We start from the raw sequence: 21,092 nt of genomic DNA, 5'->3' as shown, positions 1-21,092 counted from the left end.
TCCGGGTAACGAAGAGATGAGTCCTGGTAGGGTAGTGGACTATCCTCTTGGCTTGCGGAGCCAGGGACCGGAGTTCAAATCTCCGTCAGGACGTTTCTGTCGACACCAACCCGCGAGCGGAGCGAGCGGCCGGTGTCGACGAAACTCACACACGGAGATTTGAGCAGACGAGTCGCAGCCCGGGAAGCGAACGCCGTGAGCGACCCGGACCGTCTCGGCGCGTTCAAATCTCCGTCAGGACGCTCGCTGCGGGTTCGGTCCTGACGTGCCTTTCGCCCGCTTCGCTCGCGAAAGACTCCGTCAGGACGCTCTTAGATGTGACTCTCGAGCGAAAGACCCATCACTCTCTACGAGCCCTCCAAAAAACGCAGGCCGACAGCGATCCAACCGCCGTTACCGTTTGTCTTTCACGCCGCCGGGGAAGTCGTTGTTCTGAAGCGAGACGTTACTCGAACCGTCGAGGATGAGCAAGGAGGCGCGATCCCCGTAGGATTCGCTGTAACTGTCTTCGATCACCACGTCGTCGGAGCCGTTGACGACGACCGGGATGTGATCGGTCCGGAACTCACTCTCGGTGATCTGGTAGTTGTCACCGCGGAGCTCGAGTCCGCCGCGGTCTTCGCCGGGCTGGTCGATCGAGAGGTTGTGGAACCGGCAGTTACTCCGCTCGCAGAAGACCGTGTGTCGGAGCGGCGAACCGCTCGCGTCGCCGGTAATCGCCACGTCTCGAAGGGTGACTACGTCTTCGTCGTCGCCGAGGAGGCGGAAGGCGTAGCCACTGCCGTCAATGTCGATATCTACGTTCTCTGCGGACATCGGACCCCCACCGGAATCGAGCCGTATTCCCGAATTCTCTCGATTCCCGATCGAGATGCTGGTGTTCGCGATCGATGTCGAGTTGACGCCGTCCATGATTCTGATCGCGTCGCCGTTGGGCTTGGGCATCCTGATCTCGACGCCGTCGATCTCGAAGGTTCCCCCCTTGTCGACTCGAATCGGGTGTTGCCCGGCTGCATACGATGGATTATCGTCGACGACGATGACCGCGTCGTTGATGGACGCTCGCGCCCCGGCGAGCCGGATCGACGCCGTGGCGCTGTTCTCGAAGTATCCGCCCTGGATGTCGAGTGCGCCGTTCTCAGTGGACTCGTACAGTCCGGTTCCGGGGAAGCCCCCGAGCGTACAGTCCCGAAGGACGAGCGACCCGTGATGGTTGTTGACGTGGATCCCGGTGGGTCCGCGCCACATGTTTCCGCTGTTGGGCGTCTCGTCGACGTGGATTCCCCCGCCGTACGCACGGAAACACTCGACGAGCCCCGTCCCACTGGGCTCGAGGACGTTGAATAGTCCGGGACCCCACGTGCCGCTGTCGTGCAGGCCGTAAATACCGATTCTGCCGACGTAAAGTCCGTCTTCGACCTCCGCGTTGATCACGCGGATGCCCGTGTCTTTGGCACGCTGGTCGACGGTAAATTTCTCGAAGTGCAGGTCACGTCCGGGGTTTTTCGCGGTCCCGAATCGAAACAGCCGATACTGCGGGCCCTGGAAATTGTGGTAATTCGCCGGTACCAACGTCGCTCTGTCACCGACGAGTCCGACGTTCTCGAAGCTGGTGAACCGGACCTGCTCGTCCATGTAGTACCGCCCCTCGGGGAACTTCAGCAGCGTGTCGTCGTCGACGAGCCGCTGTATAACGGGTGTCACCGATTCGTTCCCGGTGTCGTCCGCCCCCTCCTCCGTGACGTCGATAACCGTCCGGTACTGGTCCTCGAGTGTATCGTCAGACGCGGACGTCACCCCCGAAAGAGCGAGCGCAGAACCGGCGCCGACGAGACAGCCTTTCAGATACGATCTCCGACCGAATCGAGCCGACTGTGGTTCGTTGGAACTCACGGGAGGCCCTCAGAACAGTGACTATTTGGCTATAGGCTCTGTAAAGTTTCACGCTTGAATTTCAGGAATAAAATAATAGAGTTGCAATTATTCGAACCAATAACGCTCCCCCAGAAACGACATTCACGCACGCGAGGGGGTCAATGGGTTACTCGCCAACTAACTCCGTTCGGACCAGTGAATTCGTCGATCGGCCGCTCGAACGGGCGCTAAGTATGTGAACTGGGTTAGTTAATCCGGATTGATCACAGTTCGTGGGTTTCTCTCGACGGAACCGTGTGCCCTCACCCGCTCCAGTAGAGAGAGCACGTATTTGTTCCTGGCGTGAAACGAACGACGTATGCCAGGTAGTCGCCAGTTCGCACTCACGACGGTATTCGTCGGTGTCATTGCCCTCTTACACGCCACGTTCACGTGGCCAACACGCGCGACGATCGCGTTCTTCGTCGGCGGCGCGCTGATCGCGTTCGTCGCGGAAGCACTCGTCATCGGCATCGGCTGGCTCGAGCACCACGTCGGCCCGAAAGTCGCGGGCGTGCCGCTCTACGTGCTGTTCGGCTGGACCGGCGTAATCTACGTCGCGCTTCGGCTCGCGTTTTTCACGGTCGACGGCTGGAGTGCCGTCGTCCTCGCGGCCGCGCTCGCGACCGGGTACGATCTGTTAGTCGATCACCAGGGCGTCGAGGAGGGGTACTGGACCTACACCGACAATCTCCCCGGACCCCGTCGCCGCGGGGTTCCGTGGTGGAACTTTCTGGGGTGGTTCGTCATCAGCGGACTGACGGCGGCGATTGCCGTCTCGTTGCTCTAAGTCGGCCTCCCTTTCGGCGACTAGCGAGTCAGGACTCGAGAACCTCGAGGACGCCCGCGGTATCGGCGGGAACCGGCTCCGGCTCGCGACCGGCCGCGGCGGCCGCGTCGGGATCCTTGAGCAAGTGTCCGGTGGTGAGGCAGGCGACGCGTTCGTCCGCGGCGACGACGCCCTGTGCACGGAGTTTTCGAAGGCCAGCGACCGACGCGGCCGAGGCGGGTTCGACGCCAATCCCTTCCTCGGCCAGGTCGCGCTGGGCCGCAGTGATCGCCTCGTCACTGACGGCGACAGCGGTCCCGCCGGTCTCCCTGATCCCGGGGAGGGCCTTCGGCGCGTTCACGGGATTGCCGATCCGGATCGCCGTCGCGCGCGTCTCGACTTCGTCCCAGCGGCGCACCGTCTCCGCGTCGTTTTCGATCGCTTCGACCATCGGCGCGGCCCCCTCGGCCTGCACGCCCGTCAGTTTCGGCACGTCCTCGACCGCGAGTTCGCCCGCCTGCACCAGTTCGCGGAAGACCTTGTACAGCGCCGCGGTGTTTCCCGCGTTGCCGACGGGGAGGACGATCCGGTCGGGCCAGGTCCCGTAGTCGGCCTGGAACCCCTCGAGGATCTCCAGCCCAATCGTCTTCTGGCCCTCGAGGCGGAACGGGTTCAGCGAGTTGAGGAGGTAGGTTTCGCCACGGCTTGCCAGCTCCTGGACGATGTCGAGACACCGGTCGAAGTTGCCGTCGACCTCGAGGATGCGCGCCCCGTGGAGGCTGGCCTGGGCGATCTTGCCGGCGGCGACCTTGCCCGCGGGGAGGAGGACGAGCGTCTCCATGCCGCCGCGAGACCCGTACGCCGCGAGGGCGGCGCTGGTGTTGCCCGTGGAGGCGCAGGCGAGGCGGTCGACGCCGAGTTCGCGGGCGACGGCGACGCCGACGGTCATTCCCCGATCTTTGAAGCTCCCGGTCGGGTTCATCCCCTCGTGTTTGATCCGGAGGGTCTCGATGCCGACGTCGGCCTCGAGTCGGGGAACCCGGTAGAGCGGCGTGTTCCCCTCCTGGATCGTGACGCCCGCGTCGAGCGGGAGCGATTCGGCGTATCGCCAGACCCCGGTTCCGGAGAAGTCATCGAATGTCGGGAGGTCGTCGGAGCGTACCTCGAGCAGTCCGTCGCAGGCGTCGCAGGTGTAGCGGATCGCCTCGAACGGGGCGAACGTCTCGCCGCAGGCGACGCACTCGAGCCAGCGTCCGTCGACCGTGGCTTCGGGTGACTCCCAGTCGGCCGTGAGAGAGAGAGTGTGCGAAGCATCGTGGCTGTCGGTCATTACCGGCGGAAGGGAGGGGATGGGGAAAAGTGGGTGGGTTGCTGCGGATGCTGCCGTCGGATCGCAGTTCGTCGATCACGGAGTCGATTCCCGAGAAAACCCGTCGATGACCTCGTGAACGCCCGCGGTCCAGGTATCGAGCGCCTCGTGGAGCGCTTCTTTCGCCTGGGGGAGGGGGACGGCGGTGTACTGGTAGACGTATCCACCGCCGTCGAGGAGTCGCCGGTCTCGCTGTGCGAGTCCGCGCTCGACGAGCGCCGACAGCGACCGGTTGACCGTGCTTCGATCTCGATCGAGCACCGACGCCAGTTCCGCGATCGTACTCCCGGGATGCTCGAGGAGCGTCAGGTAGGTCCGCGTTTCGTGGGTTTCGATGCCGAATACGCAACTCATCACGGTGTGGAATTGCGGATCCGACTGCTCCATCAACTCCTCGAGTCGATGGCGTGGATCGTTCGACATGCGCTTACGTGCGGGCGGTGGCGCCAAAAACGCTCGCCCGGTCGTGCGGGGTTGTGCGGGCTCGCGGCCGGGGATCAGTCTTCGTCGTCGCTGTCCAGGTCCGTCGATTCCGCGTCGCCGCTCGAGCCGACTGAATCCGTGGTATCCGATTTCGCGTACCCCATCTTTCGAATGCAGGCGCGCATCTCTGCGAGCGTCTCGTGACGGTGAAGGCGGGTCGGCGTATCGCAGTAGTACGTGCCGTCGACGACGCGGAGCGTGACGTCGTGGCTCTCGCCGAGCGCCCGGGTGGTGATCACGACCCGGCGTCCGTCTCGAAGCGCCTCGAGAATCGTTTCGGGCGGATGCTCCCCGGCCGCGATTCGCAACGGCGTCGTCATTCGTCCGCAGTTCGAGGACCACGGGAAAAACGGTTTCTCTCCGTCACCCCATCCTCCCGTCGTCGCACACGCGCGGTCGTGTGTGGGCGAGTCCACACCGGGATAGACGTAGTTCCTCGAGAACTGTACGTCCTCTCGCATGGCATCTGATACCACATCACAGACAGCCGTCGCGAATCGTACGTCGATCCAGCCCTGGCAAGCCGGGGCCGTCGGCGGGGTACTCGGCTCCGTCGTCTTCGGCGCGCTCATGATGACGATGATCCCGGACCCCGTCCTCGAGGTCGCGATTCCGAATATGTACGGCATCGAGGCCACGCCCGCGAACCCTGCGGAACTCGCAGGCTGGGTGATCCACCTCTCACACGGCGCCGTTATCGGCGTCGTCTTCGTTGCGCTGGTCCACCGCGGACCGATCGCTACCTGGACGGACTCGAGTCTCAAGACCGCGCTGACCGGACTGCTGTACGGCGTCGTCGTGTGGGCCACCCTGGCGGTCCTCGTCATGCCGGTCTGGCTCGACGCGGTCGGCTTCCCGGGCGCCCCGCCGCTTCCGAACGTCAGCGAACTCAGCCTCGTGGGGCACGCCGTGTACGGCCTCGTTCTTGGCACAGTCTACGCCCTGATCCGTCCCTGATCGAGTCACGGCTTCCCTCGCTCGATTTCACGCCGCTTCGATACACACAAACCCCCGGGGCCCGTTGCCTCAGCCACGATGAACGCGATTGTCACTGCTCCCGACGAGGACGGTATCGCCGACGCGCTCGAGGCCGTCGGTGCCGACGTGAAGCGGCTCGAGGGCCCCCTGACCCGGCCGATACTGGAGGAAGCAGGCATCGTCGACGCTGAATTGTACGTCCTGACTGACGTCGGCGAGTCGACGACGATCCCGATCGTGTGTGATCTCACCGACGACGTTCGGACAGTCGTCTACGACCGAAACACGGTTCCGGAATTCGTACGCGGCCAGCTCGACCTCGCGGTTGACCCGGCCCTGATCGCTCCCGACGTGCTCGCAAGTGAACTCGTCCGGGAGCCGTCGTCGTGACCACTCGTCGCTAGTTCCCCCGGGATTGGCACATTTTGCCTGCAACTGGAATAAATTCGTTGCAATTGATCGTGTCGATTCGAAATATGCCGCTAATGAACTTTCCACCCCTCGAATTCGGCCGATTAAATCCGGGTAAAGTGTGGTAGAATCCGACCGAATCGGGTGGACCGACACCGGCGTTGAAGTAACTACCACTCGTTGTCCTCAATGGAGGTCGACGGGCGAATCCCACCACAAGAGGCACCCCAAGCCTTAGTCGATCCCGTGACTTCCAGCAACCCACCACAGCACCCTTCCCCACCATTGCCGCGCCACGTTCGCGGACGGAGGCCTGCACCTCCTCCGGCCGGTTCGTGGCTGTCGACGATGGAGGCTCTGCACCGGCCTCCTTCGTCCCTGCAATTTTCCACCCTCGAGACCGATCTCTGACCGATCTCTATCCGTCGATGTCGCCTCGAAGTGCCCGCAGTATCGGCATCTCGTCGAGCCGTTCGTCAGCGAGCGCGTTCCAGTCGATACCCGTCGGTCTGTCCGCCGGGTCCGGTCGGAGAACGCGTTCGGGCGTGACGATCAGATCCATCGGGACGTCGTGGGCGTCCGCCTCGAGACCCGAGACCAGCTGTCGTTCGTGGACGGTCGTCGCGACGACTGTCTCGTCGTCGACCAGACTGAGTTCGCGAAGGATAGCGTACTCGAGGTCGCTGTAGCCCTCGCCTTTGCCGATCCGGGTTCCCGTTTCGTCGACGGCGACGCTCCCGGAGACGATCAGGTCGATGTCGGGGACGGCTTCGGGCCGAACCGCGGTGCCGTGAGCCGACGATCCGGAGACCGTCGTCGCCGCGTCGTAGTCCTCGAGCGTCTCTGGATCGAGTTCCAGGAAGCACCGCTCGTCTCGAAGGCGCGGCACTGCCATGAAGACCGTCTTTCCGTCTCGAAGCGCTCGCCGCCGCACGGGTAGCTGTGGCGCGTCCGGATTGGCCTTGATCGTTGCTGCGGCCCGCCACTCCGGTTGGTCGGCCAGCACCGCCGCGGCCTCTTTCGCCCCCTCGAAATTCGGAATTCGGCCGTGTGGCGGGTAGGGAAATCGGGCCGTTCCGGAGGACTCCAGGTCGTCCCAGATTCGTTCGCGGATCGCGTCTTTCTCCATACTGGTCGTTCGTCTCACCGTTCCTATGGTGATGGTGATTTCGACCGATTGCCGCTGTCGCTCGCCGCTGTTTCCGGTGGCCGTCGATGATTTCGGTGGTCTCCGAACACGATCGACCGCTTCCTCACTACCGCATATGGACCTCTTACACAGCTAACACCCGCACTTCCGGCAAGCATACACAGGTGGGAAACCCTTATGCGCGGCGGGCGGAAAGATCCGATGAACGGCATGACTGTTACGCTCAAGGACTTCTACGCGGACTGGTGTGGCCCCTGTAAGACCCAGGACCCGATCCTCGAGGAACTCGAGGACGACTGGGACGGCCGATTCGAAGTGGAGAAGGTCAACGTCGACGAGGAACAGGACGTCGCAAACGAGTATCAGGTTCGCTCGTTGCCGACGCTCATCATCGAGAACGACGACGGCGTGGTCGAACGCTTCGTCGGCGTTACCCAGCGCGAGGACATCGAGGACGCCCTCGAATCGGCCGGCGCGTAAGGGCCGCGACCGAGCGTAGGCCCGAGCGATCGTTTCGCCTTCCTTCTCGAGGCTCGAGGTCGATCCATCGACGAGTGCTACGTTCGCGCCCGGGAGAGGGAGTTGTCGAGAATCAGCGTCGTGACGCCGTCGTATCTTCCTCCCGTTGCAGGGTGACGACGTGCTCGTTCTGAGGCTGGTCAGTGGAATCGAACGCCGACGTCGCGCATGTCGTCGTTGTACCGGGCGACGTTGATCACGAGCGGCGTCACGCTCTCGACTTCGGGTGCGTTGGCGATTGGGCCGGCGTCGAGCGCCCGGAGGCCGTCGATCTCCGTCGCCAGTCGTCGCACCGTCTCCTTCGCCGAGGCGTCGTCGCCAACGACGAGGGTATCGACGTCCAGGTCGGCCTCGAGGTTCGACAGTTTCGCGGCGGCGAGGTTGTGGAACGCGCCGACGACCGGTACGTCGTCGGGGGCGCGCTGGGCGACGAGCGCCGTGACGCTCCCGGTCCCGGGCGGGTGATAGTGCAGGCCGTCCTCGTCGCCTTTCATCCCGACTGCGGGGCTGACCAGGATCGAGTCTCCGTCGAGTTTTTCGGCGACCGCTTCGACCGTGTCGCCGACGTGGTACGGCGGCACCGCGAGCACGACGACGTCCGCGCGGTCGGCCGCCATCTCGTTGGCGAAGCCCTTGACCGTCGGCTCCCCGCCGCGGGACTGGGATTCGATCGCGTCGACGTAGGTTTCGGCGGCGTCTCGAGCCTTCTCCGGGTCGCGAGACCCGATCAGAATCTCGTGGTCGGTGTCTCGAGCAAAGCGCAGCGCCAGTCCTTCGCCGATGTCGCCGGTCCCACCGAGGAGTGCGATTCGCATATCCGATTCTGGGATCGGCAGGGTGATTAATCGCTAGGTGTTCGGCCGGCCCTGCCGGTTTCGGTGCGCGTTCACTCGAGAACGAAAAAGGGCCGAAGACGGGTGTCCGCCTCACGGTTCACGGTTCATGGTTCACGTCCCAGGGTTCATGGCTCATGGCGGCCCCGGGGTTCATGGCTCATGGCGCGTCGTCGTCTTCCGGGTTCATCGCCGACCCGAGACCGCCGTCGTAAGCGTCACGTTCCTCGATTTCGCGGATTCGCTGCTCGATTCGCGTCTTCAGGGCTTCCCGAGGCGATGCGTGGGCCTCGAGGTCGACGTCCAGGTCCGCCTCCTGGAGTTCCGAATCGTCGAGGTCCGCTAGCGTTCGTCGCGCGTCTTCGAGGACCGCGAGCGCCGCCTCGTCCTCGAGGTCGGTCGCGCGCTCGAGGGCTGCCTCGATCTCGTCGAGGGAGTGATCGACCATACGGTCGCTACGGGGTGGGGCGGTATCAAGGTCGGGCCGGCTGGTTTCGGCTGGGTGTGGAGGCGCTCGGCGGCGTCGGTCGACGAGCACTGTCCGTCGAACGCTGTTGCTCGCCGGCACTCGAGTGTGCGAAAAAACGAAAGATCACGTGGACTGCGTCCACCGATCGCGGCTTCTCAGCCGAGGAACGACAGTGAACGCTGGTCGGTTTCGGTGTCGGTGGTGTCGTTCTCGGTGTCCGTGTCGTCTGTGTCGTTTCCAGTCTCGTTGTCGTCAGTGTCAGTACCGGTGTCCGTCTCGTTGGCATCGTCCTCACCGAGTGCCTCCTCGAGTTCGCTGGTGTCGCCGAGCGTGACCGTTTCCGCGGTGGAGTTCTCGACGGTTACCTCGCTGGCGGAGACGAACTCGATGGTCTCACCGGTGTCGTTCATCTCATCGTCGGTGCCGACGTCAGTCTCGTTATCTTCGCCGTCGGTCCCGATGTCAGTCTCGTTGTCTTCGCCATCGTCGGTTCCGATATCGGTCTCGTTGTCTTCGCCATCGTCGGCCCCAACGTCGGTTTCGTTGTCGTCACCGTCGTCGGTTCCGACGTCCGTCTCGGTCTCGTTATCGTCCTCGGCGTCGACGCCCGCTTCGTCGCTACTCTCGAGCGACTGGATGGTCATCGACTCGAAGGTGAGTTCCTCGATTTCGAAGGTTTCGATGGTGAGTTCCTCGATCTCCTGCGTGTTTTGTTCGTCCGTTTCGTTGTCGTCGTCCATGCCGACATCAGTCTCGTTGTCTTCGTCGTCGGTCCCAACGTCGGTCTCGTTGTCGTCGTCCGTACCGACGTCAGTCTCGTTGCCGTCCTCATCGTCGGTCCCAACGTCAGTATCCGTCTCATTGTCGTCGTCACCGTCTAACAGCCCCTCGAAGAAGCCACCGAGTTGCTCGAGGATGCCCTCCTCGTCTTCTTCGACGATGAGTTCCTCGATGGTGAGCTCTTCGACGTTCATCTCCTCGATCGTGACGTTCTGGACGACGAGCTCGTCGGTATCCTCCTCGATGACGTTCTCTCCAGTGGTTTCGTTGTCGTCGTCCGTACCGACGTCAGTTTCGTTGTCTTCGTCGTCGGTACCAACGTCAGTCTCGTTGTCTTCGTCGTCCATGCCGACGTCAGTCTCGTTGCCGTTGCCATCGTCGGCCCCAACGTCGGTATCCGTCTCGTTGTCGTCGCCCATCTCTTCTTCCTCGAAGCTAAGATCGCTCATCGAGACGTTCTCGAGTTCGAGCGATTCGATCTCGACATCCGAGATGGTGATCTCCTGGGAATCCGTACCGAGCTCGTCACCGTCGCCTGCGTCGGTGCCGACGTCGGTTTCGTTTTCGTCGTCGCCGTCGTCCGTCCCGACGTCCGTGTCATTCTCGGTGTCAGTCTCCGTCTCTGTATCGGTGTCGTTCGCCCCCGCATCGTCCGTTTCGTTGTCCTCATCGAGTGCCTGCTCGAGTTCCTCGTCCTCGACGTTCAGCGTCTCGACGTTCAACTCTTCGATCGTCACGTTCTCGAGGGTGACGTTCTCCAGTTCCAGGGTGCCGACCTGGACGTTCTCGATCGATACGCTCGTGTCTCCCGTCGTCGCGTCATCATTCGCACTCGTCGACCCTGTGGCCGCCGCGGCCAGTGCAGGACCGCCGCCGATCGCGACGGCGACCAGGGCAGTGACGAGGATGACGGTCAGCTTTTGTGCTCGTGAAACCATGCGATCCGACTGACGGCGACGGTGGGAGTAAAACGAAGAGACCGTTACGGGGTTTCTTCGCGCGAAACCAGCGTTGTACCCTCGAAACGGTCGATAATGGTGATTTTATCGATAGCGTCGTCTTCGATTGGCTTCGCTGGGGTTCAATGGGGCGGCGGCAGTATTGGCGCATCGCTTGCATACGCTGACCACCCGGTCCCAGCGCTTCGGAACGGAACGTTTACCGGCGCGCTCGCCAACACTCGGTCGATGCGCGAGTGCTTCGAAATCCGGGCGACGGACGCCGGCGGCCGCCTCGGCGAGTTGACGGTCCCGCGGGCCGACACCGTAGTCGAGACGCCTGCCCTTCTCCCCGTCATCAACCCCCACCTCGACACCGTCGAGCCGGGCCGCCTGCGCGAGGACTTCGGCGCGGAGATCCTGATCACCAACGCCTACATCATCCACAACAGCCAGGACGTCCGCGAGCGGGCGCTCGAGGACGGCCTCCACGACCTCCTGGATTTCGACGGCGCGATCATGACCGACTCCGGCTCCTTCCAGCTGTCCGAATACGGCGACATCTCCGTCACGACCGAGGAAATCCTCGAGTTCCAGCGCGCGATTGGCTCGGACATCGGGACGCCCGTGGACATTCCGACTCCGCCGGACGTCTCCCGCGAGCGTGCCGAGACGGACCTCGAGACCACCCAGGAGCGCCTCGAGGCCGCCGAAGCCGTCGACACCGGCGAGATGCTCGTCAACGCGCCCGTCCAGGGCTCGACCTATCCCGACCTGCGCGAGCGGGCGGGCAGACACGCCGACGGGACCGACCTCGACGTGTTTCCCGTGGGCGCGGTCGTCCCGCTGATGAACGACTATCGCTACGACGACATGGTCGACGTCGTGGCCGCCGCGAAGCGGGGGTTGGGCGCCGATGCACCGGTCCACCTCTTCGGGGCGGGCCATCCCATGATGTTCGCCCTCGCGGCCGCCGTGGGCTGCGACCTCTTCGACTCCGCCGCCTACGCCCTCTACGCGCGGGACGATCGGTACCTCACCGTCCGGGGGACGCGCCACCTCGACGATCTCACGCACTTGCCCTGTCCCTGCCCCGTCTGTACGAGCCACGATCCCGACAGCCTGGCCGCGCTCGGCGATGACGCCCGCGAGACCGCCCTCGCCGAACACAACCTCCACGTCAGTTTCGCCGAGATCCGGCGAATCAGGGACGCGATCCGCGCGGGTCGCCTCCTCGAGCTGGTCGAACAGCGCGCTCGTTCACATCCAACGATGCTCGACGGCTACCGCGCCCTCCTGGATCACGCCGCACAACTCGAGCGGACCGACCCCATCTCGAAAGGGACGTTCTTCTACACCTCTCACGAGAGCGCTCGCCGACCCGAGGTCCTGCGCCACCACCGGCGCCTCGAGCGCCTTTCCGTACCCGACGCTGTCTTCCTCACCGAGGGCGACGCCTCGAGCGAGGACCGATACGACGCCTCCTGGCGCGTCTTGCCGCCGTTCGGCCCGTTCCCGCGGGCGCTCTCGCGAACCTACCCCCTCGCGGCCGAGGTGCCCGACCGTCGGGATCGGGCGGCCCTCGAGGCGGCGGTTGCAGGGATCGCCCGCCTGGTCGATGCCAATCCCGACAGCGAGTTCACGCTGGGCCACCGCCACTGGCCGGCGAGCGTCCTCGAGTCGGTGCCCGAGGACGTGCGGTGTCTGGACCTGACGACCGATCGCTCGCCGCGCTGATCGTCGGCGTCCAGACCGCCCTCGAAACGCCGTTCGAGGAAAGAGCAACACACATAAATCACTGCACCCAAATCCCACGCATATGGACTACAGCCAGATGGGGCTCATCATCGGGCTCACCCTGACCCTCGGGGCGACCGTGCTTCACTTCGCCCGCGGGACCCCGTGGCGCCCGACCGAGGACATCTCCCAGGACGTCCTCGAACATCGTGCGAAGAGCGTCCCCGAGACGGACTTCCCGGAGCCGATGAACCGGGCCATCGGCGGTGGTGGCGCCGTCGCGGCCGTCGGCGGCGGCGAAGCCGGTGGCGAACTCGAGGGCGGTGAGGGCGAGAGCGAGGCCGCCTCGGGCCCGGGCGACATCCCCGAGGACGAAATCGAGTACTACGAGGTCGAGTGGGTCAAGGAAGGCGAGACGATCGAGGTCGCCAACAACGAACCGCTGCTCGACCAGGGTGAAGACCAGGGCTGGGACCTGCCCTACGCCTGCCGCGAGGGGAGTTGCGTCTCCTGTTCGGCCAAGATCTCGGGTGACGCGAACGAACTCATCGAACACGACAACCAGCAGATGCTCGACGAGAACGAGATGGGTGAGGGGTACGTCCTCACGTGCGTCGGCTACCCGCGCGGGGAGTTCTCGATTGAGACGAACGAAGCGCCGTAGTCGGTTCGACTCTGCTTCCCGACTCGTTTCGCGGTCGCTATTCTTTCGCTCGTTGCGTGATTTCGACGCCCTCCTCGAGCGAGCTGAGTTGACTCGAGAAGCGCTATAGAAACTATAGCATGCTCGAACTCTCCACTGTTTCAACCTGCTTCTTGGACGTCTCGATGTGCGAATCGCCCGCTCGCGGTCGGAATCGTTGCTCGTTCACTACAAACGGAAGACCGATCGTCTCAGGCGCGAACGCGAGCACGGTCGGGCGCGTCGGCCTTGTTGTTGGCGTACGCGTTGTACGCCGAGAGGAGGGCCACGAGCGCGCCTGAGATGGCGGTACCGGTCGCGAGTTGATCACTCCCCATCTCGATGAACGAGGGCGCGATCAACAACCACAAGCCGAGCAGGACGGTCAGCGATGCGGCGCCGACGCTCGCCAGCCGATCCCTCGAGAGCCGGTAGAAGTTGTACCCGGCGAGCAGGAAAATCGCCGTTCCGATGAGCGTGTCGTTCCAGATCGCCGTCTCCGTGGCTTCGAAGATGAACGGCGACGCGACGACGTACAGGCCGATCAGCGCAACCAGGGCGCTCAGCCATTGCATGACGTCCGTGTTTATCGTATTTCGCGTGGTTTCGCGGCGACCGGTCGGTTCGGTGTCTGTTGGTGTATCGCTCATGATGAACTCCGTTCGGACCTGTAGCCCAGTCAAGAATAACGGCGGTGCTTGCACCCGTCGGGACGACGAAAACTTGCGGACGTAAGTTCGGGTTACCGCGTCCACACTCGCAGCAGGCCGCCCGGAGCACGGACGGCGTTTTTGTTCTTTACCGCGCGTTCATCGCCGATTGGAGGGCTGGCGCGTGGCTGCGCGACGAACTCACTTCGATTCGTTAGGATCGTTGTGCGTCTTCGGATCGGGCTCCGGAGCGACGACCTCGCCGTCTCCGGGTTGTTCCGCGAGGTAGGAGAACTCGCCTTTTCCGTCGGGCGAGTCACCTTCCGTCCACGGGTAGCCGGGGTCCTCCTGGGGCTCTCTTCGAGTCGACATGAACGCGTAGTTGAACTCCTGATTCTCCTCTTCCTGCGGAAAGCTCGCGGGAACCGGAACCGGGTCCTCGAGCGACTCCAAGGCCTCGAGCCACTGGTTCTGGTGCATGGTGTCGCGGGCGATGAGGTACGAGAGCATGTCCTTCATCCCGGGGTCGTCGGTGTACTCCCAGAGGCGCGTCGCGAGCGTGCGTCCGGTCGCCTCGGCCATCACGTTCGCGTACAGGTCGCCCGCGAGGTTACCCGAGGCGGCGATATAGCCGCCCGTGAAGGGAACGCCGTTACTGTCGACGGGCATCGCCGAGAGCCCGGCCGAGAGGAACTGGCGCGGATTCTGGCCGGTCATCGCCGCCGCGGCCGCCGCGGCGTTTTCGCTCTCCTCGCGCATCTGTTTGGGCGAGCCGCGGAGGTTCTTCGTGACGGCCGTGGCGAGCATCTCGATGTGGCCGAGTTCCTCGGCGGCGGTTTCCATCAGGAGATTCCGGTAGGCTTCGTACTCCTCGGGCAGCGCCCACGCCTGGAACATGTACTGGAGGGCGACGCGCATCTCACCCTCTTGCCCGCCGATCGCCTGTTGGAGCAGTTTGGCGAAGTGCGGGTCCGGTTCTTCGACGATGACCTCGTACTGAAGTGTTGGTTCTTGAAAGAACATCGTTTCTCAACTCCCTCGACACCATCACCCGGGATAAATATTTCATACGTAGTGGATATTGTAATTATATGGTGTCCGAGAGACCGACGTGAGAGAGATACAGCGTCGGCGGAACGTCAGCACCGTCGGCAACACTCCTTTTTCTCGGCGCCCGTGGTCCGTGCGGTGGCTCGAGTTTCTATGACTTCCAACACCCTCGACGAGCGAACGACGACGAGACGGCGAGTGCTACAATCCGGAACCGTTGGGGCGGCCAGCGGGCTGATCGGACGGGTCGAGAGCGCGGACGAATCCGAGACGGCGACCGAACGCGGGCCGCCTCGGTCGGACCCCGTCCCCGCGCACGGTGCGATGTTCTCGTACCAGTACGCGCCCGGATCGCGCTGCTCGCTCGTCGAACGCGAGCTCGACTGGCGACCGCGAGCGCTCGAGCAGACCTACGTAACGAACGTCGTCACGTTCCACGGCTCCCGGTCGTTTCGCGCCTTTCTCTTTACCGACTCCGACCTGCCTCGGCGAGACCGAACGATCACGCTCGGCTCGCCTCGTCGTTCCGGCTCGACAGCCGCCAGAAACGTGATCGACGTCGAGCTCGAGTTCGACGAGGAATCTGCGCCTGCTTCCGTGAACTCGTAAACTCGTAAACCCGTGAACCCGTGAACGAAACGACGAACGACGGGTGGCCGTCCACCTGGTCGGCGGAGAGAAGGTCGATCCGCAGTCGTCTCACTCCTCGAGTTCCGTCTCTGCGGTCTCCGCACTCGAACTCTCGACGACGTCCTCGAACGCCTCGAGGATGACCTGCTTCGTGACCGCACCGCGGGTCGTCCAGTGGTGGGCGTAATCGAGCATGTCGTCGTAGATGTCGGGCTTACAGCCCGCGGCTTTCGGGTGGCCGCCGCCGTTGACCCGTCCCGCGACCTCGTGGCAGCGGTCGAATTCGTCGGTGCCGCGAATCGAGGCCGACCCGGCGGGTTTGACGACGACGGAGGCGTCGGCGCCTTCCTCGCGCATGGCCTCGGCGACTTCGTTTTGCGAACAGCGGCCGTAGGTGACGCCGACGGTGTAGCCGCCGACGTCGTGGAACTTCGCGCGGCCAACTGCCTGCTCGATTAGGGCCTCCTTCTCGACGCGGCGCTCGGTGATGAACTCGCGCACCCACGCGGGGAAGTCGACGCCGTACTCCCTGACGACCTCGACGTACTCCGCGGGGTTCGTCCAGTAGGCGTAGTCGGCCAGGTCGTCGCTTCGCGGGTCCTCGCGGAGCCAGAGGTCGTGGTCGCGAGTGACCGCCGCGAGGGTCTCGTACTTGTCGTCGAAGTCGTAGGCGAGCGACCGGAGGGTCACGTCGGCGGTACACTCCTCCTCGGAGTCGCCGACGACGAGGTCGACGCCCGCCTCGCGAACCGCCGAGGCGACGGCGTCGTCCCACTGGTGGTGGTCGAACCACGAGACGTCGCCGGCGACCTCGAGCAGCGCTGCGAGTTCGTCCTCGACGTACTCGTAACGATCCGGGCAGAGGTCGCAAACGTAGCAGTCGATGCCGGGGTCGGCGTAGGCGGCGACGCGCTCGAGGGCCTCCTCGACGTTGTGGGGGCTCGCGGGGAGCAGGGCGACGCGGTGGGGAGTCGGTTCGGGTTCCTCGAGGGGGTCGGCATCGGGCTCAAGGTCTTCACCAACCCCGGCACCGTCTTCCTCGTCCTGGTCGTCCGTCGGCGGCTCCGGAACCACCTGCACGTCGTCGTACGCCTCGCGAATCATGGCCACGCAGGCCAGCCCGTCGGCGTCCGGGTCCGCGACGACGGCGACGTCGGCACCCTCGAGGGCGGCCCGTGCTTTCTGCTCCTCGAGGCCGTCCTCGACGTCGTCGGGTAGGAAGAAGCCGGTGCCCGGGAGTACGGATTTGCGAGCCAGTGGGAGATCGGAACTCGAGATGAGATCGGCGTCCATACTCCTGCTGTGGGGGCGAGAGGGAAGTAACCGCCGGATGTCGCTCGAGTCCGGTCAGGTCGTCGCCTGACTGCTCCCGGCGGCCGTCTCCTCGCCTTCCGCGTCGGGGAGTTGTCTGACCGTCAGGACCGGAATCGGCGACGTGCGGACGACGCGCTCGGCGACGCTCCCCAGCAGGAGGCGGTTCTCCCCATGGCGACCGCGCGTGCCGGTGACGATCAGGTCCGCGTCCTGTTCGCGCGCGTACGCGACGACCTCGGGGGCCGGACGACCCTCCCGGACTGCGGTCGTGATTCCGGGACCGGCCTCGTCGCGAACGCTCGAGAGAGCGCCTTCGGCGTGGGTCTCGAGGGCGGTTCGGAACTCCTCGCGGAGCTGTTCGGGCGAGGCGTCGACTTCGCTGGCGTCGACGACCGAGAGGGCGTGTACGTCGGCGCCGAATCGGGCGGCGAGGTCGATACCGACCTCGACGGCGCGCTCGACGCTCTCGGACCCGTCCGTCGCGACGACGACCGTGTCGAACATGGTCGTACGTTTCCCCTCCGGACCTATAAACGCATTCGAACGTCGCTGGTGCGGTGTCAGTCGGAACCGATCGGTCAGAACTGATGCCTCGAGCGAACGGCGCGTCTCGATATTTCCGAGATGGACGGCGCATCTTGATATCCGGTGACCGTGGGCGCGTCTCGACACCCCGGCCGACGGACGCCCGCCCGAGCGTGGAGACGGTTGGTTTTTTGCCACCGGCACGCCCACTGGCCGTATGGACGTCAGCGATCCGCTCACCGTCGACACCGTGCTCGCCCCGGTCGACGGCAGCGAGGACTCCGCCACCGCCGTCGAGTACGCCGTCGCCATCGCCGACCGATACGACGCGACCGTCCACGTCCTGTTCGTCCTCGGCCGGGAGGTCGTTCACGGCATGGATTCGGGCGTCGTCTCCGAGACCGACGTCGCCGAGAACACCCAGGGCTTCCTCGAGGAGGTTGCGGGCGTGACCGACGCCTACGACGTCAAGTTCTCGACGTCGACGGCGCACGGCTTCTCGCCGTCGATCAAGACGCGCCACCCCGGAAGTGTCGTCCTCGACGCCGCCGAAGCCGTCGACGCCGACTTCATCGTGCTCCCGCGCGAGTCCGTGACCGACGCGCCGACGGAGGTCCTCGAGAAGGCCGCCGAGTACGTTCTCTCGTACGCGAGCCAGCCGGTGTTGTCTGTCTGACCACGGTCGCGGACGGCCGACCACGCGATAGCACGCCGAGGAACTACGGCGATGACGCTCGAACGATAGCCCATGCCCATTCCCGGCTACGATCCACAGGATATCACCGAACGGACGCTCGAGCGGACTGCTCCCGGAACATCCGCGCGTCTCGAACTGGTCGCCTCCTCGGTCCCCGACGCCGTCGAGATCGTCGAGGCTGAATCCGACGTCGAGGTCCCGCCAGGCGCGCTGGGCGACCCCGTCGAACTGTACGCCGTCGACGAGGTCGAGGGGCTCGTGGCCTGCCGCGTCGAACTCCCGTACGACCCCTCGGAACTACCGCCGGGGGCCAGTCCGACCGACGTCGCGGTCGCCGTCGAGACGGACGACGGTTTCGAGATGCTCGAGTCGGACACCGACCTCGAGGAGACGACGGTGGCGGCGACGGTGACCGACGCGCCGCCGGGCTCGGTGGTCGTGCCGGTGACGACGTACGACAGGGAGGTGCCGGTGGACGATTCGCCTCGAGACTGATCGGTTCGGCTGTATCGATAGCTGACGCCGTCTCCCCCGACTCCGTCCCGTCGATAGCCGATCAGATCTCGAAGAGCGCCTCGACAATGGTGATGGTCACGTACGCCTCGACGAACGCCGCCAGCACCAGCAGGAACCAGCCGAAGCACGTCAGGAGCCCGGTCCGATAGAGGTACCGCTTCGTGAGAAACGAGTCACGGCTTCCGCGAAGGCGCTGACCGAAGCGGTGGACGAGTCGGAAGCCGATGCCGGCGGCGACGAAGAGCGCCGTGAGTTCGAACACGCCGTGGGGGACGAGCAGGGCGACGAACTCGGCGTACCCCATCTGGCCGCCGAGGCCGGCACCGAGATTACCGATGAGGATGCCGTTGAAAACCATGATGAGGAGCGTGAACGCCCCGAGCGAGACGGCGCCGAGAATGGCGAGCACGTAGGGGCCCGAGTTGTTGACGACGAACAGTCCAGCCGTCAGTTCGATCGACGCGCCTCCGGACCCCGGTTCGCCACCGGGCTCGAGTTCCTCTCCTGTAAACTCCTCCCCGAGGGCCTCGAGCACGAACTCGAGCAGGTCGACCCCGAGCGCGTAGAGGAGAACGCCCAGGAGGATACCGACGGCGAAGGTCGCGGCAGCGAAGCCGACGTAGGGTCGGTGCTCGCGCCACGCGGCCTCGAGGGACGCGAGCACTCGCCGCTCGCTCAGCCGGTCGACGGCAGCGAACGCGGCGAACCCGCCCGCCAGGAGTGACGCGCCAACGGCCGGGCGAACCGACGATTCCGTGATCAGGAGATACAGCGCGGTCAGGAGCGACAGGGCCGCCAGCGCGAGCACGAGTACGAGTGTCCGTCGACTCCGTCTCGAGTCCGTCGCCGGTCGCGAACGTGTCGCCATATGCCACGTTCGGTTAGCAAAGCGATAAATCCGCCGACCACGACAGCGAGGGTGGGCGACATTGGACTGAGGAGGTGGGGTTGGGTGGGGGGGGGAGGGGGTGGCTAAACCGGGTGGGCGGCGATACCCGGACTCGAGTTCGCCATCGGACGGTCGACGGTGGCTCGGCCGATGGTGGCGGTCCGTTATATTGCACCGATTCCCGACCGATTGTACCGAATACCGGTGACAATCGTCGTCTGTTGCGATTTTCAGGCTACGGAGTACTCAGCTTTTATCTCACCCCTCCCGTAGTGTCTCGCCGTCTATGTCGGCATCCATCTCTACGATCCGATCGGGAATTGATGGCCTCGATACTCTTCTGAACGGCGGACTCGTCCGTGGCCGTATGTATCTCGTCCAGGGTGAACCGGGAACGGGGAAGACGCTTCTCGGTATGCACTTCCTCGAGGCGGGACTCGGGGAGGGAGAGACCGTGCTCTGTATCCACGGCGAGGAGTCCCAGGAGGAAATCGTCTCGAACGGGCTGGCCGTCGGAATCGACGTCAGCGATGCCGAGTTCCTCGACCTGGGGCCCGAATCAGACTTCTTCACCCAGGACGAGGCCTACGACCTGGTCCACCCGAGCGACCTCGAACAGGAGCAGTACACCCGCGACGTTCACGACGCGATCAAGGAGATCGATCCGACGCGCGTCGTCCTCGACCCGATCACCCAGCTCCGGTACGTCGAGTCGAGTGGCTATCAGTTCCGCAAGCGGATGCTCGCGTTCATGCGGTTCCTCAAACAGCGCGACATCACGGTCGTCGCCACGGCGCCCACGGCCTACGACGAGAAGTCCGACGCCGAAGTTCGTTCGCTGAGCGACGGGATCATCGAACTCACTCGCGGAGTCGATGGACGACGCATCACCCCCGCGAAACACCGCGCGCTCGGACAGATGGAGGGAGAACACGGCCTCGAGATTCGGCAGAACGGGATCGAGGTCTACCCGGACGTCGTTCCCGTGCACGAAGAGACGACGTTCGACCCGACCCCGCTTCGGTCGGGAGTCGGCGAACTCGACGACCTGCTCGAGGGCGGATTCGAGCAACGGACGGTCACGTTCATCAGCGGCCCCTCCGGCGTCGGAAAGACGACCCTCGGCACGCAGTTCATGGTCCAGGCGATCGAGGAGGGGATGACGTGTGCGGCCTACCTCTTCGAGGAGGGCCTCGAGACCTACTGCCATCGAACGAGGTCGATCGGGTTTCCCATCGACGAGCTGCGCGAATCTGGGACGCTCACGATCGAGCAGGTCGAACCGCTGACGCTCTCGAACGAGGAGTTCGCCCACCGGATCATCGAACAGGTCGAAACCCAGGGAACCGACGTCGTGTTCATCGACGGCATCGACGGCTACACGATTTCGGTTCAGGGCGAGGAGTCGGAACTGATTCGAAAACTTCACGGCCTGACTCGCTACCTCAAGAACGAGGGCGTGACGGTCATCTTCACGAACGAGATCTCCGAAATCACCGGCATCTCGACGGCGACGAGCCCGAACATCAGCTACCTGGCTGACAACCTCACGTTCATGAGCTACGTCGAGCTGGACGGTCGACTGCGGAAGGTCATCGGCGTCCTGAAGAAACGAACCGGCGGGTTCGAGCACAGTCTCCGTGAGTTCGAGATCACCGACGACGGTATCCGGGTCGGTGACCCCCTGTCGGGACTCCACGGCGTGCTCCAGGGCAACCCACGCATGAGCGACATTCGCGACCTCGCACAGGATGAGTGACCGGCACTCGAGTCGATCGACGACCACCGA

Annotated in this window: 23 protein-coding genes and 1 tRNA gene; 11 read left to right on the top strand and 13 right to left on the bottom strand. The window is 64.4% G+C overall.

The genetic code is table 11. From position 1 onward, the window contains the following. Positions 1-20: 20 nt before the first annotated feature. Positions 21-93, top strand: a tRNA-Arg gene (locus tag J1N60_RS02290). 300 nt (positions 94-393) lie between these two features. On the opposite strand, the gene J1N60_RS02285 is transcribed toward J1N60_RS02290, so the two are convergent. Then, complete coding sequence (locus tag J1N60_RS02285; protein WP_312910358.1) at positions 394-1,893, bottom strand: hypothetical protein; 1,500 nt, start codon at positions 1,891-1,893, stop codon at positions 394-396. A gap of 340 nt (positions 1,894-2,233) precedes the next feature. Between J1N60_RS02285 and J1N60_RS02280 the strand changes: the two genes are divergently transcribed. Then, positions 2,234-2,704 (top strand): carotenoid biosynthesis protein, encoded by a 471-nt coding sequence (locus J1N60_RS02280; RefSeq protein ID WP_312910357.1) that lies wholly within the window; start codon positions 2,234-2,236, stop codon positions 2,702-2,704. A 28-nt stretch (positions 2,705-2,732) separates the two neighbouring features. Here the strand turns inward: J1N60_RS02280 and thrC are convergent, their stop codons facing one another. From thrC to J1N60_RS02265, 3 genes are all read right to left on the bottom strand, one after another. Next, a complete protein-coding gene (gene thrC, locus J1N60_RS02275; RefSeq protein WP_312910355.1) occupies positions 2,733-4,013 on the bottom strand; it encodes a threonine synthase in 1,281 nt (426 codons plus the stop codon). 75 nt (positions 4,014-4,088) lie between these two features. After that, on the bottom strand, positions 4,089-4,475 hold the full coding sequence (locus tag J1N60_RS02270; RefSeq protein WP_312910354.1) for a helix-turn-helix domain-containing protein: 387 nt from the start codon (positions 4,473-4,475) through the stop codon (positions 4,089-4,091). 74 nt (positions 4,476-4,549) lie between these two features. Next, positions 4,550-4,855: a DUF8001 family protein gene (locus J1N60_RS02265; RefSeq protein ID WP_312910352.1), complete on the bottom strand. Its 306-nt coding sequence runs from the start codon at positions 4,853-4,855 to the stop codon at positions 4,550-4,552. Positions 4,856-4,994: 139 nt separating this feature from the next. Between J1N60_RS02265 and J1N60_RS02260 the strand changes: the two genes are divergently transcribed. Both J1N60_RS02260 and J1N60_RS02255 read left to right on the top strand, forming a co-directional pair. Next, positions 4,995-5,492 carry a DUF6789 family protein gene (locus tag J1N60_RS02260; RefSeq protein WP_312910348.1) on the top strand — a complete coding sequence of 166 codons (498 nt, stop codon included), beginning with the start codon at positions 4,995-4,997 and terminating at the stop codon, positions 5,490-5,492. A gap of 78 nt (positions 5,493-5,570) precedes the next feature. Beyond that, entirely contained in the window at positions 5,571-5,903 is a 333-nt protein-coding gene (locus J1N60_RS02255) for a DUF7126 family protein (protein WP_312910344.1), read from the top strand. Between the two features lie 439 nt (positions 5,904-6,342). Here J1N60_RS02255 and J1N60_RS02250 read toward each other — a convergent pair whose 3' ends face one another. Next, positions 6,343-7,053, bottom strand: a complete 711-nt coding sequence (locus J1N60_RS02250) for a 5-formyltetrahydrofolate cyclo-ligase (protein WP_312910342.1) — start codon at positions 7,051-7,053, stop codon at positions 6,343-6,345. 231 nt (positions 7,054-7,284) lie between these two features. Here J1N60_RS02250 and J1N60_RS02245 point away from each other — a divergent pair, with 231 nt between their 5' ends. Further along, entirely contained in the window at positions 7,285-7,554 is a 270-nt protein-coding gene (locus J1N60_RS02245) for a thioredoxin family protein (protein WP_253430898.1), read from the top strand. Positions 7,555-7,733: 179 nt separating this feature from the next. Here J1N60_RS02245 and npdG read toward each other — a convergent pair whose 3' ends face one another. The 3 genes from npdG to J1N60_RS02230 form a co-directional block, all read right to left on the bottom strand. Further along, positions 7,734-8,408 (bottom strand): NADPH-dependent F420 reductase, encoded by a 675-nt coding sequence (npdG, locus tag J1N60_RS02240; protein WP_312910341.1) that lies wholly within the window; start codon positions 8,406-8,408, stop codon positions 7,734-7,736. Between the two features lie 178 nt (positions 8,409-8,586). Further along, a complete protein-coding gene (locus J1N60_RS02235) occupies positions 8,587-8,874 on the bottom strand; it encodes a hypothetical protein (RefSeq protein ID WP_312910340.1) in 288 nt (95 codons plus the stop codon). Positions 8,875-9,050: 176 nt separating this feature from the next. After that, positions 9,051-10,613, bottom strand: a complete 1,563-nt coding sequence (locus J1N60_RS02230) for a midas domain-containing protein (RefSeq protein ID WP_312910339.1) — start codon at positions 10,611-10,613, stop codon at positions 9,051-9,053. A gap of 249 nt (positions 10,614-10,862) precedes the next feature. Here J1N60_RS02230 and tgtA point away from each other — a divergent pair, with 249 nt between their 5' ends. Further along, positions 10,863-12,350 carry a tRNA guanosine(15) transglycosylase TgtA gene (tgtA, locus tag J1N60_RS02225; protein WP_312910338.1) on the top strand — a complete coding sequence of 496 codons (1,488 nt, stop codon included), beginning with the start codon at positions 10,863-10,865 and terminating at the stop codon, positions 12,348-12,350. Between the two features lie 82 nt (positions 12,351-12,432). Continuing rightward, a complete protein-coding gene (locus J1N60_RS02220; RefSeq protein ID WP_253430884.1) occupies positions 12,433-13,014 on the top strand; it encodes a 2Fe-2S iron-sulfur cluster-binding protein in 582 nt (193 codons plus the stop codon). A gap of 230 nt (positions 13,015-13,244) precedes the next feature. On the opposite strand, the gene J1N60_RS02215 is transcribed toward J1N60_RS02220, so the two are convergent. Together J1N60_RS02215 and J1N60_RS02210 are read right to left on the bottom strand one after the other, a co-directional pair. After that, entirely contained in the window at positions 13,245-13,682 is a 438-nt protein-coding gene (locus J1N60_RS02215; RefSeq protein WP_312910337.1) for an SPW repeat protein, read from the bottom strand. Positions 13,683-13,883: 201 nt separating this feature from the next. Further along, positions 13,884-14,705, bottom strand: coding sequence for a manganese catalase (locus tag J1N60_RS02210; protein ID WP_312910336.1), 822 nt, complete (start codon positions 14,703-14,705; stop codon positions 13,884-13,886). A 180-nt stretch (positions 14,706-14,885) separates the two neighbouring features. Between J1N60_RS02210 and J1N60_RS02205 the strand changes: the two genes are divergently transcribed. Further along, positions 14,886-15,341 (top strand): hypothetical protein, encoded by a 456-nt coding sequence (locus J1N60_RS02205; RefSeq protein WP_312910334.1) that lies wholly within the window; start codon positions 14,886-14,888, stop codon positions 15,339-15,341. 90 nt (positions 15,342-15,431) lie between these two features. Here J1N60_RS02205 and J1N60_RS02200 read toward each other — a convergent pair whose 3' ends face one another. Continuing rightward, positions 15,432-16,655, bottom strand: coding sequence for a DHH family phosphoesterase (locus J1N60_RS02200; RefSeq protein ID WP_312910332.1), 1,224 nt, complete (start codon positions 16,653-16,655; stop codon positions 15,432-15,434). Between the two features lie 54 nt (positions 16,656-16,709). After that, on the bottom strand, positions 16,710-17,180 hold the full coding sequence (locus J1N60_RS02195) for a universal stress protein (RefSeq protein WP_312910330.1): 471 nt from the start codon (positions 17,178-17,180) through the stop codon (positions 16,710-16,712). Positions 17,181-17,418: 238 nt separating this feature from the next. On the opposite strand from J1N60_RS02195, the gene J1N60_RS02190 reads away from it, so the two are divergent. Then, the gene (locus tag J1N60_RS02190) at positions 17,419-17,877 is read left to right on the top strand and encodes a universal stress protein (RefSeq protein ID WP_312910328.1); all 459 of its coding nucleotides are present in this window, start codon (positions 17,419-17,421) and stop codon (positions 17,875-17,877) included. 72 nt (positions 17,878-17,949) lie between these two features. Next, positions 17,950-18,393: a hypothetical protein gene (locus J1N60_RS02185; protein ID WP_312910326.1), complete on the top strand. Its 444-nt coding sequence runs from the start codon at positions 17,950-17,952 to the stop codon at positions 18,391-18,393. A gap of 61 nt (positions 18,394-18,454) precedes the next feature. Here J1N60_RS02185 and J1N60_RS02180 read toward each other — a convergent pair whose 3' ends face one another. Continuing rightward, positions 18,455-19,282, bottom strand: coding sequence for a stage II sporulation protein M (locus tag J1N60_RS02180; RefSeq protein ID WP_312910324.1), 828 nt, complete (start codon positions 19,280-19,282; stop codon positions 18,455-18,457). A 307-nt stretch (positions 19,283-19,589) separates the two neighbouring features. Between J1N60_RS02180 and J1N60_RS02175 the strand changes: the two genes are divergently transcribed. Continuing rightward, entirely contained in the window at positions 19,590-21,062 is a 1,473-nt protein-coding gene (locus J1N60_RS02175; protein WP_312910322.1) for an ATPase domain-containing protein, read from the top strand. Positions 21,063-21,092: the final 30 nt, after the last annotated feature.

It is taken from the genome of Natronosalvus caseinilyticus, from assembly GCF_017357105.1.
GTDB lineage: Archaea > Halobacteriota > Halobacteria > Halobacteriales > Natrialbaceae > Natronosalvus > Natronosalvus caseinilyticus.
Note: the sequence above shows the minus strand (reverse complement) of the source record. Positions and strands in the feature narration are given on the sequence as shown.

What these genes read in the sequence shown, in the direction of transcription:
- J1N60_RS02195 (WP_312910330.1), bottom strand. Translation starts at nt 17,180, where the DNA reads ATGTTCGACACGGTCGTCGTCGCGACGGACGGGTCCGAGAGCGTCGAG.
- J1N60_RS02185 (WP_312910326.1), top strand. Translation starts at nt 17,950, where the DNA reads ATGCCCATTCCCGGCTACGATCCACAGGATATCACCGAACGGACGCTC.
- J1N60_RS02245 (WP_253430898.1), top strand. Translation starts at nt 7,285, where the DNA reads ATGACTGTTACGCTCAAGGACTTCTACGCGGACTGGTGTGGCCCCTGT.
- J1N60_RS02205 (WP_312910334.1), top strand. Translation starts at nt 14,886, where the DNA reads ATGACTTCCAACACCCTCGACGAGCGAACGACGACGAGACGGCGAGTG.
- J1N60_RS02175 (WP_312910322.1), top strand. Translation starts at nt 19,590, where the DNA reads ATGTCGGCATCCATCTCTACGATCCGATCGGGAATTGATGGCCTCGAT.
- J1N60_RS02270 (WP_312910354.1), bottom strand. Translation starts at nt 4,475, where the DNA reads ATGTCGAACGATCCACGCCATCGACTCGAGGAGTTGATGGAGCAGTCG.
- thrC (WP_312910355.1), bottom strand. Translation starts at nt 4,013, where the DNA reads ATGACCGACAGCCACGATGCTTCGCACACTCTCTCTCTCACGGCCGAC.
- J1N60_RS02250 (WP_312910342.1), bottom strand. Translation starts at nt 7,053, where the DNA reads ATGGAGAAAGACGCGATCCGCGAACGAATCTGGGACGACCTGGAGTCC.
- J1N60_RS02260 (WP_312910348.1), top strand. Translation starts at nt 4,995, where the DNA reads ATGGCATCTGATACCACATCACAGACAGCCGTCGCGAATCGTACGTCG.
- J1N60_RS02230 (WP_312910339.1), bottom strand. Translation starts at nt 10,613, where the DNA reads ATGGTTTCACGAGCACAAAAGCTGACCGTCATCCTCGTCACTGCCCTG.
- J1N60_RS02280 (WP_312910357.1), top strand. Translation starts at nt 2,234, where the DNA reads ATGCCAGGTAGTCGCCAGTTCGCACTCACGACGGTATTCGTCGGTGTC.
- J1N60_RS02190 (WP_312910328.1), top strand. Translation starts at nt 17,419, where the DNA reads ATGGACGTCAGCGATCCGCTCACCGTCGACACCGTGCTCGCCCCGGTC.
- J1N60_RS02220 (WP_253430884.1), top strand. Translation starts at nt 12,433, where the DNA reads ATGGACTACAGCCAGATGGGGCTCATCATCGGGCTCACCCTGACCCTC.
- tgtA (WP_312910338.1), top strand. Translation starts at nt 10,863, where the DNA reads ATGCGCGAGTGCTTCGAAATCCGGGCGACGGACGCCGGCGGCCGCCTC.
- J1N60_RS02255 (WP_312910344.1), top strand. Translation starts at nt 5,571, where the DNA reads ATGAACGCGATTGTCACTGCTCCCGACGAGGACGGTATCGCCGACGCG.
- J1N60_RS02180 (WP_312910324.1), bottom strand. Translation starts at nt 19,282, where the DNA reads ATGGCGACACGTTCGCGACCGGCGACGGACTCGAGACGGAGTCGACGG.
- J1N60_RS02215 (WP_312910337.1), bottom strand. Translation starts at nt 13,682, where the DNA reads ATGAGCGATACACCAACAGACACCGAACCGACCGGTCGCCGCGAAACC.
- J1N60_RS02265 (WP_312910352.1), bottom strand. Translation starts at nt 4,855, where the DNA reads ATGACGACGCCGTTGCGAATCGCGGCCGGGGAGCATCCGCCCGAAACG.
- J1N60_RS02235 (WP_312910340.1), bottom strand. Translation starts at nt 8,874, where the DNA reads ATGGTCGATCACTCCCTCGACGAGATCGAGGCAGCCCTCGAGCGCGCG.
- J1N60_RS02200 (WP_312910332.1), bottom strand. Translation starts at nt 16,655, where the DNA reads ATGGACGCCGATCTCATCTCGAGTTCCGATCTCCCACTGGCTCGCAAA.
- J1N60_RS02210 (WP_312910336.1), bottom strand. Translation starts at nt 14,705, where the DNA reads ATGTTCTTTCAAGAACCAACACTTCAGTACGAGGTCATCGTCGAAGAA.
- npdG (WP_312910341.1), bottom strand. Translation starts at nt 8,408, where the DNA reads ATGCGAATCGCACTCCTCGGTGGGACCGGCGACATCGGCGAAGGACTG.